Annotated in this window: 16 protein-coding genes; 7 read left to right on the top strand and 9 right to left on the bottom strand. The window is 69.3% G+C overall.

Features of this window, described 5'->3' with window-relative positions; all coding sequences use genetic code 11:
* Positions 1-9: 9 nt before the first annotated feature.
* Positions 10-411 carry a helix-turn-helix domain-containing protein gene (locus tag AB0N66_RS01895; protein ID WP_365427038.1) on the bottom strand — a complete coding sequence of 134 codons (402 nt, stop codon included), beginning with the start codon at positions 409-411 and terminating at the stop codon, positions 10-12.
* 90 nt (positions 412-501) lie between these two features.
* Between AB0N66_RS01895 and AB0N66_RS01890 the strand changes: the two genes are divergently transcribed.
* Positions 502-2,007, top strand: a complete 1,506-nt coding sequence (locus AB0N66_RS01890; RefSeq protein ID WP_365427308.1) for an MFS transporter — start codon at positions 502-504, stop codon at positions 2,005-2,007.
* Here AB0N66_RS01890 and AB0N66_RS01885 read toward each other — a convergent pair.
* A complete protein-coding gene (locus AB0N66_RS01885) occupies positions 1,980-2,825 on the bottom strand; it encodes an NAD(P)H-binding protein (protein ID WP_365427035.1) in 846 nt (281 codons plus the stop codon). The two genes, AB0N66_RS01890 and AB0N66_RS01885, sit on opposite strands and share 28 nt — an antisense overlap.
* A gap of 96 nt (positions 2,826-2,921) precedes the next feature.
* Between AB0N66_RS01885 and AB0N66_RS01880 the strand changes: the two genes are divergently transcribed.
* Positions 2,922-3,752 carry a helix-turn-helix domain-containing protein gene (locus tag AB0N66_RS01880; RefSeq protein ID WP_365427032.1) on the top strand — a complete coding sequence of 277 codons (831 nt, stop codon included), beginning with the start codon at positions 2,922-2,924 and terminating at the stop codon, positions 3,750-3,752.
* Between the two features lie 148 nt (positions 3,753-3,900).
* Positions 3,901-4,716, top strand: a complete 816-nt coding sequence (locus AB0N66_RS01875; protein ID WP_365427029.1) for a chitosanase — start codon at positions 3,901-3,903, stop codon at positions 4,714-4,716.
* Between the two features lie 275 nt (positions 4,717-4,991).
* Here AB0N66_RS01875 and AB0N66_RS01870 read toward each other — a convergent pair whose 3' ends face one another.
* From AB0N66_RS01870 to AB0N66_RS01840, 7 genes are all read right to left on the bottom strand, one after another.
* Entirely contained in the window at positions 4,992-6,323 is a 1,332-nt protein-coding gene (locus AB0N66_RS01870; RefSeq protein ID WP_365427026.1) for a nucleobase:cation symporter-2 family protein, read from the bottom strand.
* A gap of 376 nt (positions 6,324-6,699) precedes the next feature.
* Positions 6,700-8,088 carry an 8-oxoguanine deaminase gene (locus AB0N66_RS01865; protein ID WP_365427023.1) on the bottom strand — a complete coding sequence of 463 codons (1,389 nt, stop codon included), beginning with the start codon at positions 8,086-8,088 and terminating at the stop codon, positions 6,700-6,702.
* Between the two features lie 137 nt (positions 8,089-8,225).
* On the bottom strand, positions 8,226-9,173 hold the full coding sequence (gene pucL / locus AB0N66_RS01860; protein WP_365427020.1) for a factor-independent urate hydroxylase: 948 nt from the start codon (positions 9,171-9,173) through the stop codon (positions 8,226-8,228).
* A gap of 5 nt (positions 9,174-9,178) precedes the next feature.
* Complete coding sequence (gene uraH / locus AB0N66_RS01855) at positions 9,179-9,577, bottom strand: hydroxyisourate hydrolase (protein ID WP_365427017.1); 399 nt, start codon at positions 9,575-9,577, stop codon at positions 9,179-9,181.
* Positions 9,574-10,092, bottom strand: coding sequence for a 2-oxo-4-hydroxy-4-carboxy-5-ureidoimidazoline decarboxylase (gene uraD, locus AB0N66_RS01850; RefSeq protein WP_365427014.1), 519 nt, complete (start codon positions 10,090-10,092; stop codon positions 9,574-9,576). Before uraD ends, uraH begins: the two co-directional genes overlap by 4 nt.
* A 173-nt stretch (positions 10,093-10,265) precedes the next feature.
* Entirely contained in the window at positions 10,266-10,634 is a 369-nt protein-coding gene (locus AB0N66_RS01845) for a helix-turn-helix domain-containing protein (RefSeq protein ID WP_365427011.1), read from the bottom strand.
* Complete coding sequence (locus AB0N66_RS01840; protein ID WP_365427008.1) at positions 10,631-10,882, bottom strand: hypothetical protein; 252 nt, start codon at positions 10,880-10,882, stop codon at positions 10,631-10,633. Before AB0N66_RS01840 ends, AB0N66_RS01845 begins: the two co-directional genes overlap by 4 nt.
* Before the next feature lie 167 nt (positions 10,883-11,049).
* Between AB0N66_RS01840 and AB0N66_RS01835 the strand changes: the two genes are divergently transcribed.
* From AB0N66_RS01835 to AB0N66_RS01820, 4 genes are all read left to right on the top strand, one after another.
* Positions 11,050-11,889 (top strand): TIM barrel protein, encoded by an 840-nt coding sequence (locus AB0N66_RS01835; RefSeq protein WP_365427005.1) that lies wholly within the window; start codon positions 11,050-11,052, stop codon positions 11,887-11,889.
* 44 nt (positions 11,890-11,933) lie between these two features.
* A complete protein-coding gene (locus AB0N66_RS01830; protein ID WP_365427003.1) occupies positions 11,934-12,824 on the top strand; it encodes a 2-hydroxy-3-oxopropionate reductase in 891 nt (296 codons plus the stop codon).
* A gap of 237 nt (positions 12,825-13,061) precedes the next feature.
* Entirely contained in the window at positions 13,062-14,519 is a 1,458-nt protein-coding gene (locus tag AB0N66_RS01825) for a catalase (RefSeq protein WP_365427000.1), read from the top strand.
* Between the two features lie 413 nt (positions 14,520-14,932).
* Entirely contained in the window at positions 14,933-15,163 is a 231-nt protein-coding gene (locus AB0N66_RS01820) for a hypothetical protein (RefSeq protein WP_365426997.1), read from the top strand.
* Positions 15,164-15,318 lie beyond the last annotated feature (155 nt).

Below are 15,318 nucleotides of genomic sequence, written 5' to 3'. Positions count from 1 at the left end.
GCGCGCGGCCTACACGTCAAGCAGCTCCGGCCGGTGCTGGGCGTCGTAGGCCGCGCGCGACTCGGCGATCGTGCCGCGGTGCCGCTCGGCCCAGTCCGTCAGGGACAGCAGCGTCGCGTGCAACTCGTGGGCCACCGGGGTGAGTTCGTACTCCACCTTGGGCGGCACCGTCGGATGGACGGTGCGGGTGACGAGTCCGTCGCGCTCCAGATTTCGCAGGGTGAGGGAGAGCATGCGGCGGCTGATGCCTTCCACGCTGCGCTCCAGTTCGGTGAACCGGATCGGTCCGTGCGCGGCGGCCACGATGATCAGAACGCTCCATTTTCCGGCGACCCTGTCAAGAACTTCACGGACCGGGCAGGCCTGCGCGTGCACTGCCTGCGCGGTAACACCGGTGTTCCCCTGGGACATCGAAGTGCCTCCTTATGCCGGTCTCCATGGTCGCTCACGATGTACCCCGTTACAAGTCGTGCACCTATGGAGAACGCCGAGGTCATCGCCATGCAGTTCCGAACCGTCGTGTCGCCGCCACCACGAACATACTCCCGCTGGGCCGCCCTGGTGGTGCTGTGCGCGGGCACGCTGATGACGGTCCTGGACGGGAACATCGTCACCGTCGCGATGCCCGCGATCCAGAGCGACCTCGGCTTCTCCGGCCCGGGTCTCGCGTGGGTCGTGAACGCGTATCTGATTCCCTTCGGCGGGCTGCTTCTGCTGGTCGGGCGGCTCGGGGATCTGGTGGGCCGCAAGCGGATGTTCGTCGCCGGGCTCGCCGTGTTCACCGCGGCGTCCGTCCTGTGCGGGGTCGCCACCAGCCAGGGCATGCTGGTCGCCGCCCGCGCGCTGCAAGGTGTCGGTGGGGCGATGACCTCGGCCGTCGTCCTCGGCATGCTGGTCGCCCTGTTCCCCGAGCCGCGTGAACAGGCCCGCGCCATCGCGGTGTTCAGCGCGGTCGGCGCGGGGGGCGGGGCGCTCGGCACCTTCCTCGGCGGGGCGCTGACGCAGGCGGTCGGCTGGCACTGGATCTTCCTGATCAACCTGCCGATCGGGGCGGTGGCGTTCTTCGCGGCGCTCCGAATCCTCGTCCCCGATCAGGGAGCCGGCCTCGGCAAGGGTGCCGACTATCCCGGGGCGGCGCTGGTGACGGGCGCGCTGATGCTGACCGTCTTCGCGATCGTCGGCGCCGGTGACCGCGCGCTGGGCACCACACTCACCCTCGCCGCCGTGTCGCTCGCCCTCTTCGCCGGATTCACCGTGCGGCAGGCGTGGGCCGCACGCCCGCTGCTGCGGCTGCGGCTCTTCCGCTCCCGTGCCCTGACGGGTGCGAACATCGTCCTGACCCTGATGATCTCGGCGATGTTCGGCTTCCAGTTCATCGGCGCGCTCTACCTCCAACGCGTTCTGGGCTACAGCGAGTTGCTCACTGGTACGGCGTTCCTGCCCGCGCCGATCGCGATCGGGGTGCTGATGCTGAGCCTGTCGGCGCGGACGATCGCCCGGTTCGGCCCGTACCGGGTACTGCTCGCCGGGCTCGTCCTCATCACCGCGGGCATGGGCCTGTTGAGCCGGGCCCCGGCCGACGGCACGTACCTCGCCGACGTGCTGCCTCCGCTGCTCTTCCTCGCCGCCGGATTCGCGGCCGCGATGCCGGCGGTCACGGGACTCGCCATGTCGGGCGCCCGCGAGGAGGACGCGGGACTGGCCTCCGGGCTCTTCAACACCACCCAGGTGGTGGGCGGTTCACTGGGCCTGGCGGTCCTCACGACCCTGTCGGCGAGCCGCACGGAGCGGCTGCTCGGCGAGGGCGAGCGGCTCGTCGCGGCGACGGCGGACGGCTATCAGCTGGCGTTCACGGTCGGCATGGGGATCACCGCGACCGCGCTGGTGCTGGCGGCGGCGCTGTTGCGGCCGGGGCGCCTCGCCTCCGCCGTGGCGGAAAGCGCCCCTGCCACGGAGGAGGAGACACCCGAGGCCGGCCGTCAGCCCCGCGCGAACGCCTCCCGGTGATCGCGCGCCCACCGGGCATACGTACCCGGCTCACGGCCCAGTACCCGGCGTACGTCCTCGGTCAGTACCGCGTTCCCGCCCCTGCGCACGTACGCCGTACCCGCCAGAACGCCTTCGACGTAGGTCTCGGACATTCCGGCCTCAAGGAACTGCGCCCGTAGGGCGTCCGGGGGTACGTCGACGGTGGCGACCGGGCGGCCGAGGGCCTCGGTGAGGGCGGCTGCCTGGTCGGACGTGGTGAGGAGCTCGGGTCCGGTCAGGGTGTATGTGCGGCCCGCGTGTCCCGGCGCGAGCAGCGCCTCGGCCGCGACCTCGGACACGTCACGCGGATCGATGACACCCTGCGTGCCCGTCCCGGTCATATTGGGCACCGGGGCGCCGGAGTGGATCGCCCCCGCCCAGCTCAGCGTGTTCGAGGCGAAGGACGAGGGGCGCAGCACCGTCCACTCCAACTCGCTTGCCTGTACGGCCTGTTCACCTCCAAGGTGCCAGTTGCCCAGGACAGGGTCACCCGTGCCGATGGAGGAAAGCTTCACGACCCGCCGTACGCCCGCCGCCCGCGCCGCCGCGACCAGTGCCGCGTCGGCGTCCGCGTCGCCGGGGCCGAGGACGCCCACCGCGAAGATGGCGGACACCCCGGACATGGCGGCCTCGACGGACGCGGGCTCGTGGTAGTCGCCGCGCACCACCTCGACGCCGGCGGGCACCTGAGCGTGGGCGGGGTCCCGGGTCAGCGCGCGGGCCTTCTCACCGCGCGCGGCGAGCTGCCGTAGAAGTTCACTGCCGATGGTGCCCGTGGCACCGGTCACTAGGATCATGTCCTTCACCGTGCCGAGCCGGTGCGGTCGGCCGCTAGGAAATTCCGGCACGGTTCCCGGGCCCGGCCGATGCCCCGGCGCGTCTACCGTGGAGGGGTGACCACCCCGTATGAGACCAAGTCCGGCGCGAGCGGTCTCGCCGAGGAGCGCCTGGCACTGCCCGGGGTGCTGCGGCCCTGGTTCGTCGGCGCCGCCTTCACGTCCGTCGACGGCGAGTTGCGCGAACCGTTCACCCATGTCCCGGACGCGGCAACGAAGATGGTGGTGCGGGTCGAGGAGAACGGCCGCCGTGATGTCCTGGTCGTCGGGCCACGCACCCGCGCCTCCTACCATGCGAGCAAGCGCCTTGCCTCCTGCGTGGAGCTGCGCCTGGGGCCGGGAGCGGCGCGCCCGTTGCTCGGCGTGGCGGCGGTCGATCTCGTCGGCCGGGTCGCACCGCTCGGCGACTTCCCAGGCGCCCATGCCGCCCAACTGGCCGACGAACTAATTCCGTTGAAGCCGGAGCAGGTGGTCCCCCACCTCGCGGAGGCCCTGCCCGAACGGCTCACCCCAGCCGACCCCTCACGTACCGGACTGCTCCGCGCGGCGGTCGCGGCGATGTCGACGGACGAGGGCCATCTACCCTTGGGTGTACGGGAGTTGGCGGGACGCCTCGCCGTCAGCGAACGCCAGCTGCGCAACCTCTTCGCGGACGGCATCGGCATCTCCCCCAAGCACTACGCCCGCATCGCCCGCGTACGCCACATTCTCACGCACGCGCGCAGCGCGCCGGACACCCCCTGGGCCCAACTGGCCATCGCCACCGGCTATTACGACCAGTCGCACATGACCGCCGACTTCCGCACGTTGATGGGCGTTCCGCCCACGTCGTTCTTCACCGGCCGCCTCCCCGGGCCCCAGCCCTGCCAGGCCTTCCGCCGCGCCTGAACCCCGGATACGACCACCCGGCGCCGTACGACCGTAGAGGAACCCGCGAGATCCGATCCCTTCCTGACGGGTATACGTCAACCGCAATCTCTGGTAGGAAACTTTCCTAACAGTACGCGGAAGCGACACTCTCCCCAACGGAGGTACCGTGCACACCCCCCACATACGCACGTCACGCCGCACCCTGCTCGCCCTGATCGGAGCTTCACTGGTGGCAGGTCCTGTCATCGCGAGCCAGCCCGCGACCGCCGCGGCGGTCGGTCTGGACGACCCGGCGAAGAAGGAGATCGCCATGAAGCTGGTGTCCAGCGCGGAGAACTCCTCGCTGGACTGGAAGGCGCAGTACAAGTACATCGAGGACATCGGCGACGGGCGCGGCTACACGGCCGGGATCATCGGCTTCTGTTCCGGCACCGGCGACATGCTCGACCTCGTGGAGCTGTACGCGCAGCGCAAGCCCGGCAACGTACTCGCCAAATACCTGCCCGCCCTGCGCAACGTGGACGGCACCGACTCGCACCAGGGCCTGGACCCCGGGTTCCCGGGCGACTGGGCAAGGGCAGCCCAGGACTCGGCGTTCCAGCAGGCCCAGAACGACGAGCGCGACCGCGTCTACTTCAACCCGTCCGTCAAGCAGGGCAAGACCGACGGGATCGGCGTCCTCGGCCAGTTCACCTACTACGACGCCATCGTGATGCACGGCAACGGCGGCGACAGCACCAGCTTCGGCAGCATCCGGCGACGCGCCCTGACGAAGGCCAAGCCGCCGGCCCAGGGAGGCGACGAGGTGACGTACCTGAACGCGTTCCTCGACGCGCGCGTCTGGGCGATGAAGCAGGAAGAGGCGCACTCGGACACCAGCCGCGTCGACACCGCGCAGCGGGTCTTCGTCCAGAAGCGGAACCTGAGCCTGAATCCGCCGCTGGACTGGAAAGTGTACGGCGACAGCTTCCACATCGGCTGACCTGACCGAAGGCAGGGCGGCATGACCGAAGGTACGGCCGCCCGACCCAAGGCACGGCGGAGGGCGCGACACCCCTAGGGGGTGTCGTTTGGATCACCTCGGATCAGGCCGCGGCGCATGGTGCGGTGCATCGCAAGGCGGAGCATGACCCGCGTACTGGACGTACTCGGGTGATGCGACAACGCGGCGAGGTGCCGTGCCGTGCCAGGCGTCGCGGACCCGGGGTGATCCAAACGACACCCCCTAGGTGCCGCGCCCTCCGTGTGCCCGGGGTGTCAGTGGGCCGGGACCGCCTTGAGATCGTCGCCCGCCTCCATGGGATGGGTCACGTCGTCCGCGTCCTGTCCCTTGCCGAGGTGGTTGAAGACGAGGTTGAGGACCACGGCGGCCACACAGCCCGTCGAGATCCCCGAGTCCAGGACGATCTTCGCCGTCTCCGGGAAGGCGTGGTAGAACTCCGGCGCGGTGATCGGGATGATGCCGACGGCCAGCGACACGGCGACGATCAGCACGTTGTTGTCCTTCTCCAGGCCCGCTCGTACGAGGGTCTGGATGCCGCTGGCCGCGACCGAGCCGAAGAGGACCACGCCCGCGCCGCCGAGAACGGGACGCGGTACGACGGCGATCAGCGACGCGGCCATCGGGCACAGACCCATCAGTACGAGGAAACCGCCGCCGGTGGCGACGACGTAACGGCTGCGGATCCTGGTCATCGCGACCAGGCCGATGTTCTGTGCGAAAGCGCTGCACATGAAGCCGTTGAAGAGCGGGCTGAGCGCCGAGCCGAGGGTGTCGGCGCGCAGGCCGGCCGCGATGGTCCGCTCGTCGGCCGGGCGTTCGACGATCTCGCCCAACGCCAGCATGTCCGCGGTCGATTCGGTCATCGAGACCACCATCACCACGCACATCGAGAGGATCGCGGCGACCTGGAACTGCGGGGCGCCGAAGTGGAACGGCGTCGGGAAGCCGACCACGTCCGCGTCGGCCACCGGTCCGAAGTCCGTGACGCCGAAGGGGATCGCGACGAGCGTGCCGATGACGAGGCCGAGCAGTACGGCGATCTGCTTGACGAAGCCGTGGGTGAAGCGGCGCAGCAGCAACACGATGAGGAGCGTGGCGGCGGCCAGGCCCAGGTAGGTCGTCGAACCGTAGTCGTCTGCCGCGGGGTTGGGCCCCTGCGCCCAGCCGAAGGCGACCGGCAACAGCGAGACGCCGATGAGCGTGATGACGGTGCCGGTGACGACGGGCGGGAAGAAGCGGACCGCCTTGCTGAAGAAGGGGGCGGCTATGAAGCCGAGGACGCCCGCCACGATGACCGCGCCGAAGATGACCGGCAGCGCGTCGCTCTTGTCCTTGATCGAGGCGACGACCGCGGTCATGGGCGCGACACCGGCGAAGGTGACGCCGTTGACGAACGGGAGCCTGGCGCCGATCTTCCAGAAGCCGATCGTCTGGAGGAAGGTGGCGAGGCCCGCGGTGAACAGGCAGGCGCCGGTGAGGAAGGTCAGCTCGGTGGCGGAGAGACCGACGGCGGCGCCGACGATCAGCGGTGGGGCGACGACCCCGGCGTACATGGCGGCGACGTGCTGAAGGCCGCTGGTGGCCATTTTCAGGGGCGGGAGTTTCTCGTCAACTGGGTGCTTGCCAACTGGGTACCTGGGCTGGCCAGTTGGTTGTGGATCGGTGCTGGGCTCGGGCTGCTGGGCGGCCACGGCGGCTCCTCCGGTCGGTTACGCGTCGGCATTGACGCGGGTGTCAGGGAGGTGATGCGCGGTCGTGCGGGACCGGGACGGGGACGTTCGGGAGGAACGGAGACCGTCTGACGGGGCAGAGACCGCCCCGGGGCGCGCACCTCCGTGCACGCCCCGGATACGGCCGCCATGGACCCCGCTCGGGTCCACGGCTACCGGCCGAGGGCCGTCCCCCTCAGCCGGAGATCTTCAACTGTTCAGGCCTGTACGGCGATGCGCGTGAGCCGAACCGTCAGGCCTGCGCGGCGATGCGCGCGAGGCGCTGTGCCTGGTCCCGCGTGGAGCGGGCGATGGCGTCCTCGTCGACGTGCAGGAGCCGGCTGTCCTCGACGACCGGCCTGCCGTTGACGAGCGAGAGCGTGACCGGGGCCGCCGCGCCGAAGACCAGCGCGGTCACCGGGTCGGCGATCGAGGCGTGGGCCAGGGTGTCCAGCTTCCACAGCACGAGGTCGGCGAGCTTGCCCGGCTCCAGGGAGCCGATCTCCGCGGCCCTGCCGAGGACTTGGGCGCCGCCGAAGGTGCCGAGGCGCAGCGCCTGACGGGCGTTCAGGGCGGCCTCGCGGTGTGCGCCGAGGCGGTTGATGAGGAGCGCGTTGCGCAGTTCGGTGTGCAGTTCGCCGGACTCGTTCGACGCCGTGCCGTCGACGCCGAGGCCGACCGGGACGCCGGCCGCGAGCATGTCGGGGACGCGCGCAATGCCCGCGGCCAAGCGGGCGTTGGAGGACGGGCAGTGGGCCACACCCGTCTTCGTACGGGCGAAGGCGGCGATGTCGGAGTCGTTCATATGGACGCAGTGCGCCATCCACACGTCCTCGCCGAGCCAGCCCGTCGACTCGAAGTACTCGGTCGGGCCCATGCCGAACAGCTCCTTGCAGAACTGCTCCTCCTCCACGGTCTCCGAGCCGTGCGTGTGCAGCCGTACGCCCTTGCGGCGGGCCAACTCGGCGCCGTGCCGCATCAGTTCGGTGGACACGGAGAACGGCGAACAGGGCGCGACGGCCACCTGCGTCATCGCGCCGAAGGAGGCGTCATGGTGCTCGTCGACCGTCGCCTCGGTGGCGGCGAGCGCCCCTTCGAGGGTCTCGACGGCGAAGTCCGGCGGCAGTCCGCCGTCCTTCTCGCTGCGGTCCATGGAGCCGCGGGCCAGGGTGAAGCGGACGCCCGTCTCACGCGCGGCCCGGATGATCGAGCCGGACAGGTCTCCGGAGCCCTTCGGGAAGACGTAGTGGTGGTCCATGGCGGTGGTGACTCCGCCGCGGGCCATCATGGCGAGGGAGCCCTGCGCCGCCGCGTACGTCATCTGCTCGTCGATGCGCGCCCAGGTCGGGTAGAGCGCGACGAGCCAGTTGAAGAGGTTGTGGTCGGTGGCCAGACCCCGGGTGATCCACTGGTAGAAGTGGTGGTGCGTGTTGACCAGGCCCGGGGTCACCAGGTGGCCGGTGCCGTCGATGCGGCGTACGACGTTCTCCAGGCCCTGCGGGGCCTTGCCCGCGCCGAGGGACTCGATGAGGTTGCCCGCGACGACGACGTGGCCCGACGTGTACTCGGTGTCACCCGCGTCCACCGTCGCGATCGCACAGTTCTCGATGACGATCCGCTGGACTTCCGCCGATGCTGCCATGGTGCGTCCTTCTTCGTTCGGGGGTGGGCACGGCAGGACCCTAGGAGGTTTGAGTGCCGCGGTCGTTGAAGCCACGGGTGCCGAAGGAGGGCCGCCCCCGCCCGGCGAGCAAGGCAGGCCGGGGGCAGCGGGCAGGGTCAGAGATTGGTGAGGTCCACCGGGATCCGCGGCTCGACGCCGTCACGGATGACGGTGGCCTCGATGAGCCCGTACGGGCGGTCCGCCGCGAGGTAGACCTCATTGTCGTTCTCAAGGCCGAACGGCTTCAGGTCCACCAGGAAGTGATGCTTGTTCGGGAGCGAGAAGCGGACCTCGTCGATCTCGCTGCGGTTGTTGATGATCCGCGAACCCATTTGGTACAGGGTCTGCTGGAGGGACAGCGAGTACGTCTCCGCGAAGGCCTGGAGCATGTGCTTCCTGACCTGGTCGTAGGACTTCTCCCAGTTGGGCATCTGCTGGTCGTCGCCCGACCAGTTGAAGCGCCAGCGGGCGGAGACCTGGGTGGCCAGGATGCGGTCGTACGCCTCGGGCAGCGTCGTGTACTTGTCCTTGACGTAGCCCCAGAACTCGGAGTTCGTCGAGTTCATCACGACGAGGTCCTTCAGCCCCGAGATGATCTCCCATGACGAACCGTCATACGTGATCTGGCTGACCCGGGTCTCCTGGCCCTTGCGCACGAAGGAGTGCTTGACCTCGTCGGCGCCGATGAACTTCGAGTTGGCGTCCGAGGTCTCGATGCGCTCCCAGGAGTACTCCTCGATCCGGATGCGCGCCGTCCTGATCGGCTCCTGGCTCGTCACGAAGTGCCGGGCGAGGTGGATGCCGAACTGCTCGGCGGACTCGATGCCGTGCTCCTTGGCGAAGGCGTACACCGTGTTCTTGGTGGTGTCCGTCGGCAGGACGTTCGCGTTGGAGCCCGAGTAGTGGACCTCTTCCATGTCGCCGCTCAGCGCGACCGACACGTTCAGGTCCTTGATGTGATGGGTGTCGCCGTCCCGCGTGATCTTGACGACGCGGTTCTCGGCCTTGCCGTACTGGTTCTGTCCCAGGATCACAGGGCGGGCAGGACGGGCATTGTCGGTCATGTCTGCTAGCTCCCTCGGTAAACGGAGTAGCCGAACGGGTTGAGCAGCAGCGGTACGTGGTAGTGCTCGCCCGGCCTGACGGCGAAGGTGATCGCCACCTCGGGGAAGAACACTCCGCTCGCGCCGCTGTCCCGGTTCGCGGGGGCGTCCTGCTGCGCATCGGCTTGCTTTTTCTCGAAGTACGCCTCGACCGCGAAGTCGAGCCGTACGTGGGTCGTCCCCTCCGGCAGCGCCGGAAGGTCCTTGCACCGGCCGTCCGCGTCGGTCGCGGACCCGCCGAGTGCCTGCCAGTCCGCTTCACGCCCCGCACGGGCCGCGAGCTGGACCGCGACGCCCTCGGCGGGCCGTCCGACGCTGGTGTCCAGGATGTGTGTGGACACGGAAGCCGTGCTGTCGGTGCTCATGCTTCATCTTCCTGCTGTACGAGATTGGCGAGGCGGATGCGGTTGATCTTGCCGAGCTCGGTGCGGACGATCTCGCGCTCCTGCCCCGGCGCGTTGCCGATCCGTTCCTTCACCGCGTCGCGCATCTGCTCGCCGGTCCTGCCGGTGGCGCAGATCAGGAAGACGTGGCCGAACCTCTCCTGGTACGCCAGGTTCAGTTCGAGCATCTCCTCCTTGAGCTCCTCGGAGGCGCCGGCCATGCCGCGCTGCTCCCGGGAGGAGGTCGGGTCCCCGGGCCTCGGCCGACCGATCGGCGGATGCCCGGCCATCGCCTCGGCCAGGTCCGCGGTGGTCAGCTCGGCCATGACGGCGTCGCTGGTGGCGAGGAGGTCGGCGAGGCTTGCGAAGGGGCGGCGGTCGAGCAGACCGCTCCCCCATGCCGATGAGGCGCACGCCTCGTGGAGGGCGGCGACTGCCGCGTGCTCCTCCAGGGCGTTGAACCGGGCGAGGCCCGGTGTAGCGGAACTCGAAGTCACGGGAGCCTCCGTGGCCTTGTTACTGGACGGGCTGCGGATAGCTAACGCCCTCGGAAACTTCACGTCAACACTTTGTTGAAAACTTCGGGTAACAAAAGCCGCCGCCCGGGTGGTCCGGACGGCGGCGGGTCACAACCAGGACGCCGTCAGCGATCTGCCGGCATCTCCGCAGGTCAGGAGTCCTTCTCGCGGTTCAAGTAGTTGTAGACCGTGAAGCGGCTCACCCCGAGGGCGCTCGCCACCGTCTCCACGCCGTGCCGCACGGAGAAGGCGCCGCGCGCCTCCAGTATCCGTACGACCTCCTGCTTGGCCTTGCGGTCGAGGTCGGCCAGCGGCTTTCCGCGCTTGCGCTCCAGGGCGACCAGGATGTGATCGAGGGAGTCGGCGAGCTGGGGCAGACGTACGGCGACGACATCCGCGCCCTCCCAGGACAGCACGACGTCATCGGCGCCGGCCTGGTCCGGCGGCAGCATCTCGCCGCCCATGGCGTCGACGAGCGGCTTGACGGCCGCGAGGAAGGGGTCGTCCCCGAAACCGGTCACCGACCCCCCTCCTCGACCACGTTGACCTGCAACGAAACCCTGGTGGCGCCCGCCTCCAGGGCCTTGCGCAGCAGCGCGTCGACCGCAGTGAGCACCGCGTCAGCACCACCCTCCGCGGTGTTGCCGAACGGGCCTACGTCCACGGCGTCCAGCTCGGCAGCCTCGATGACCTCACGGGCGACCAGCGCGTGCGGCGGCGCCTCGTCGAGGTCGAAGGGCTCGGTCGTGAACTCCACTCTCAATCGCACGCGCTCAACCTACTGCGCGGTGTCGATTTTCCGGCAGCCCCCTCTTGACAACCCACGACACACGGCGGCAATCTTCCATTAAGCAGAAACGAACTTCCGCAATACGGAATCAGCTAAGATTCACGAGTACACCCGACCCGCTGATACGGAAGGGAGCGCCGACCCCCATGGGATTCGCAGACCAGCGCTTCAACGTCAACCTGTCGATCCTCTTCACGGAACTCCCGCTCCTGGAGCGCCCCGCGGCCGCCGCCGCGGCGGGCTTCACCGCGGTCGAGCTGTGGTGGCCCTGGGTCGACTCCCCCACCCCCGAGCAGTCCGAACTCGACGCCCTCAAGCAGGCGATCGAGGACGCGGGCGTCCAGCTCACGGGCCTGAACTTCTACGCCGGACAGCTTCCGGGCCCGGACCGCGGCGCCCTGTCGATCCCAGGCGAGGAGTCCGTGCGGTTCCACGACAACATCGACGTGGCCGCGGACTTCGCCGAGTCGCTCGGATGCCGGGCACTCAACGCCCTTTACGGCAACCGAGTCGAGGGCGTGGACCCGGCCGAGCAGGACGAACTCGCCCTGGAGAACCTGGTGCTGGCCGCCCGCGCGGCCAACCGCATCGGCGCGATCCTGCTGATCGAGACCCTCAACAAGCCCGAGTCGCCGCGCTACCCGCTGGTGACCGCCCCGGCCGGCATCGAGATCGTCGACAAGGTCAACGAGGCCACCGGCCTCGGCAACACCAAGTTCCTGATGGACATCTACCACCTGTCCATGAACGGCGAGGACCTGCCGTCGGTCATCGAGCAGTACGCGGCCAAGACCGGCCACGTGCAGATCGCCGACAACCCGGGCCGCGGCGCGCCGGGCACCGGCTCACTCCCGTTGGAAGACCTCCTCGACCAGCTGAGGAAGGCCGGTTACGAGGGCTGGGTCGGCCTGGAGTACAAGCCGGGCGACCGGCCGAGCGCCGAGTCCTTCGCATGGCTGCCCGCAGCGGCCCGAGCCGCCCGCTGAGCGGCAACTCACCGACGTATCGCAGCAGTCAGAGAGGCACCCTCATGAGCAATCTCCCCAAGGTCGCATGGGTCGGTCTCGGCATCATGGGCTCCCCCATGTCCGAGAACCTGATCAAGGCCGGATACGACGTCACCGGCTTCACCCTGGAGCAGGACAAATTGGAGCGGCTGGCCGGCGCCGGCGGCACTGCGGCGGGCTCGATCGCCGAGGCCGTACGGGACGCCGACGTGGTGATCACCATGGTGCCCGCGTCCCCGCACGTCGAGGCCATCGCGTACGGCCCTGACGGCATCCTGGAGAACGCGCGGTCCGGCGCGCTCCTGATCGACATGTCCTCCATCACCCCGCAGACCTCGGTGGACCTCGCGAAGGCGGCCGTGGCGAAGGGCATCCGCGTGCTCGACGCGCCCGTGTCCGGCGGTGAGGCCGGTGCGGTCGAGGCCGTTCTGTCGATCATGGTCGGCGGCACGCAGGCCGACTTCGACGAGGCCGAGCCGATCTTCGAGGCGCTCGGCAAGACCATCGTGCTGTGCGGTCCGCACGGCTCGGGCCAGACCGTGAAGGCCGCCAACCAGCTGATCGTCGCCGTGAACATCCAGGCGTGCGCCGAGGCCGTGGTCTTCCTGGAGAAGTCGGGTGTGAACCTGAAGGCCGCCCTCGACGTCCTCAACGGCGGGCTCGCGGGCTCGACCGTGCTGACGCGGAAGAAGGACAACTTCCTCAACCGCGACTTCAAGCCGGGCTTCCGCATCGACCTGCACCACAAGGACATGGGCATCGTCACGGACGCCGCCCGCAACGTCGGCGCGGCCCTTCCGGTCGGTGCCGTGGTGGCCCAGCTCGTCGCCAGCCTGCGCACGCAGGGTGACGGGGGCCTGGACCACTCGGCCCTGCTCCGGGGCGTGGAGCGCCTCTCCGGCTCAGAGATCTGAGCCTGGCCCGAATCCGGTCCGAGCCCGTCCTGACCCCGTCCTGACGTCCACGAAACTTCCGGGCCACGGCGGCGCTGACACCTGTCCTGTCGCGCCCATGCGCCGCCGTGGCCCGGATTCACACCCTGGACTTCAACAAACTGTTGACGCCCAGATCGCCCCGAACCTAGGCTCCACAAAGCGGAAGCTCCACCAAGCGGAAGAAGTTTTCCGCTGCCCCTCGTACGGAAGGTCACGATGTCGAAGCGCGTGCTTACGACCGAGTCCGGCGCTCCGGTCGCCGACAACCAGAACTCAGCCACCGCCGGCGTAGGCGGCCCGCTCCTCCTCCAGGACCAGCACCTCCTGGAGAAGCTCGCTCGGTTCAACCGCGAGCGCATCCCGGAGCGCGTGGTGCACGCCCGCGGCTCCGGCGCGTACGGCTACTTCGAAGTGACCGACGACGTCACGGACTTCACCCACGCCGACTTCCTGAACAGCGTCGGCAGGCGCACCGAGGTCTTCCTGCGCTTCTCCACGGTGGCCGACAACCTCGGCGGCGCGGACGCGGTCCGTGACCCCCGCGGCTTCGCGGTCAAGTTCTATACGGAGGAGGGGAACTACGACCTCGTTGGGAACAACACCCCGGTCTTCTTCGTCAAGGACCCGATCAAGTTCCCCGACTTCATCCACTCCCAGAAGCGCGACCCGTTCACCGGCAGGCAGGAGCCGGACAATGTCTGGGACTTCTGGGCGCACGCCCCCGAGGCGACGCACCAGATCACCTGGCTGATGGGCGACCGCGGCATCCCGGCCTCCTACCGCCACATGAACGGCTACGGCTCGCACACCTACCAGTGGACGAACGCCGAGGGCGAGGCCTTCTTCGTCAAGTACCACTTCAAGACGAACCAGGGCGTCCGCAGTCTGTCGAGCGAGCAAGGTGCCGAGATCGCGGGCAAGGACCCCAACTCGCACCAGACGGACCTGCTCCAGGCCATCGAGCGGGGCGTCAACCCGTCCTGGACCCTGCATGTCCAGATCATGCCGGCGGCGGACGCGGCCGACTACCGCTTCAACCCCTTCGACGTCACCAAGGTGTGGCCGCACCAGGACTACCCGCTGCGGCGCGTGGGCCGGCTGGTCCTGGACCGCAACCCCGACAACGTCTTCGCCGAGGTCGAGCAGGCCGCGTTCTCCCCGAACAACTTCGTCCCTGGCATCGGTCCTTCGCCGGACAAGATGCTCCAGGGCCGCCTGTTCGCGTACGCCGACGCGCACCGCTACCGCCTGGGCGTCAACCACACGCTGCTCGCGGTGAACGCCCCGAAGGCGACGGTCGCGAACAACTACGGCCGTGACGGCGTCATGGCTTCCAACGCGCAGGGCCGCGCCGCGAAGAACTACGAGCCGAACTCCTACGCCGGCCCGGTCGAGACCGGCCGCCCGCTGTCGGCGCCGCTCGCCGTACACGGCCACACGGGCACGCACGAGGCCCCGCTCCACACCAAGGACGACCACTTCTTCCAGGCGGGCGAGCTGTACCGCCTGATGCCCGCGGAGGAGAGGTCCCGGCTGGTCGCGAACATCGCCGGCGGCCTCTCGCAGGTCTCCCGCGACGACGTCATCGAGAAGAATCTCGCTCACTTCCACGCCGCCGACCCGGATTACGGCAAGCGCGTGGCGGAGGCGGTCCGCGCCCTGCGCGAGGACTGAGCCTCAACTCAAGGGCTGCGTCCTGGATCTGACGGGAGGTCTGATCCAGGACGCGCGCCCGCCACGACCGTGGACCCGGATGAGGGGTGACCACGGCCGGCAGGCGGGCATGCGGAGGACCGCGGCGGTGTGCGAGCCAGTGCGGTGGTAAAGGTCCCAGGGCCCCCTTCTCGACCTGAGGGAAGGCGGCCCCGGCTCCATCGCACCCGCCGCGGTCCCAGCCGTAAGTCCTACGGCACGACCATCGACTCCGTCCGGCGGCGCGAATGTCCTGTCACGCCCAGCCTCGCGCCGTCGGACGGCACAACTTCACAGATCACCGGGCCGGAGCGCCGGGTACGGACGGTCCCGTACCCGGCGCTCTGTCATGCACCCGGGGTGCGGATCGGGCCGACGCGCAGCAGCCTGAGGTCATGGACTATCCCAGCATCGTCGTGCACACCCCGGCTCTGGACGGGTCCCGGCGGGTCACCGCGGGGGACGAGACCCTCGGTGTCGCCTATCACCTCGATGACGTCGTCGACGTCCTGCGCCGGGCGGACGTCGACCTCGACGCGATCGAGGTCGAGGAGAGCGACATCATCGACTGGCAGGGCGGCGGCCCCGACGAGTGGCCGGGCCTGTCGGAGCACACCGAGCCGTGAGCCCGGCTCCCCGGTGGGTACGCCACCGGGCGTACGCGGGGTACGGAACCCTCAAATCAACCTCTGAACACGGCCCCGGGGGCTTCAACTCCCCCCGGGTAGGGGCACATTCTCAGCACACGAGGCCCGCCGACACGGGGGCGGCGGGCCTCGTC

The sequence above is a fragment of the Streptomyces sp. NPDC093544 genome, assembly GCF_040683495.1.
In the GTDB taxonomy this organism is placed as follows: domain Bacteria; phylum Actinomycetota; class Actinomycetes; order Streptomycetales; family Streptomycetaceae; genus Streptomyces.
The sequence above is the reverse complement of the archived record's forward strand: the minus strand, read 5'-3'. Positions and strand labels throughout refer to the sequence as shown.

Excerpts from the sequence above, each read along its gene's own strand:
- uraH (WP_365427017.1), bottom strand. The coding sequence starts at position 9,577 with ATGAGCACCGACAGCACGGCTTCCGTGTCCACACACATCCTGGACACC.
- AB0N66_RS01865 (WP_365427023.1), bottom strand. The coding sequence starts at position 8,088 with ATGGCAGCATCGGCGGAAGTCCAGCGGATCGTCATCGAGAACTGTGCG.
- AB0N66_RS01820 (WP_365426997.1), top strand. The coding sequence starts at position 14,933 with ATGGACTATCCCAGCATCGTCGTGCACACCCCGGCTCTGGACGGGTCC.
- AB0N66_RS01870 (WP_365427026.1), bottom strand. The coding sequence starts at position 6,323 with ATGGCCACCAGCGGCCTTCAGCACGTCGCCGCCATGTACGCCGGGGTC.
- pucL (WP_365427020.1), bottom strand. The coding sequence starts at position 9,173 with ATGACCGACAATGCCCGTCCTGCCCGCCCTGTGATCCTGGGACAGAAC.
- AB0N66_RS01885 (WP_365427035.1), bottom strand. The coding sequence starts at position 2,825 with ATGATCCTAGTGACCGGTGCCACGGGCACCATCGGCAGTGAACTTCTA.
- AB0N66_RS01895 (WP_365427038.1), bottom strand. The coding sequence starts at position 411 with ATGTCCCAGGGGAACACCGGTGTTACCGCGCAGGCAGTGCACGCGCAG.
- AB0N66_RS01825 (WP_365427000.1), top strand. The coding sequence starts at position 13,062 with ATGTCGAAGCGCGTGCTTACGACCGAGTCCGGCGCTCCGGTCGCCGAC.
- AB0N66_RS01830 (WP_365427003.1), top strand. The coding sequence starts at position 11,934 with ATGAGCAATCTCCCCAAGGTCGCATGGGTCGGTCTCGGCATCATGGGC.
- AB0N66_RS01890 (WP_365427308.1), top strand. The coding sequence starts at position 502 with ATGCAGTTCCGAACCGTCGTGTCGCCGCCACCACGAACATACTCCCGC.
- AB0N66_RS01835 (WP_365427005.1), top strand. The coding sequence starts at position 11,050 with ATGGGATTCGCAGACCAGCGCTTCAACGTCAACCTGTCGATCCTCTTC.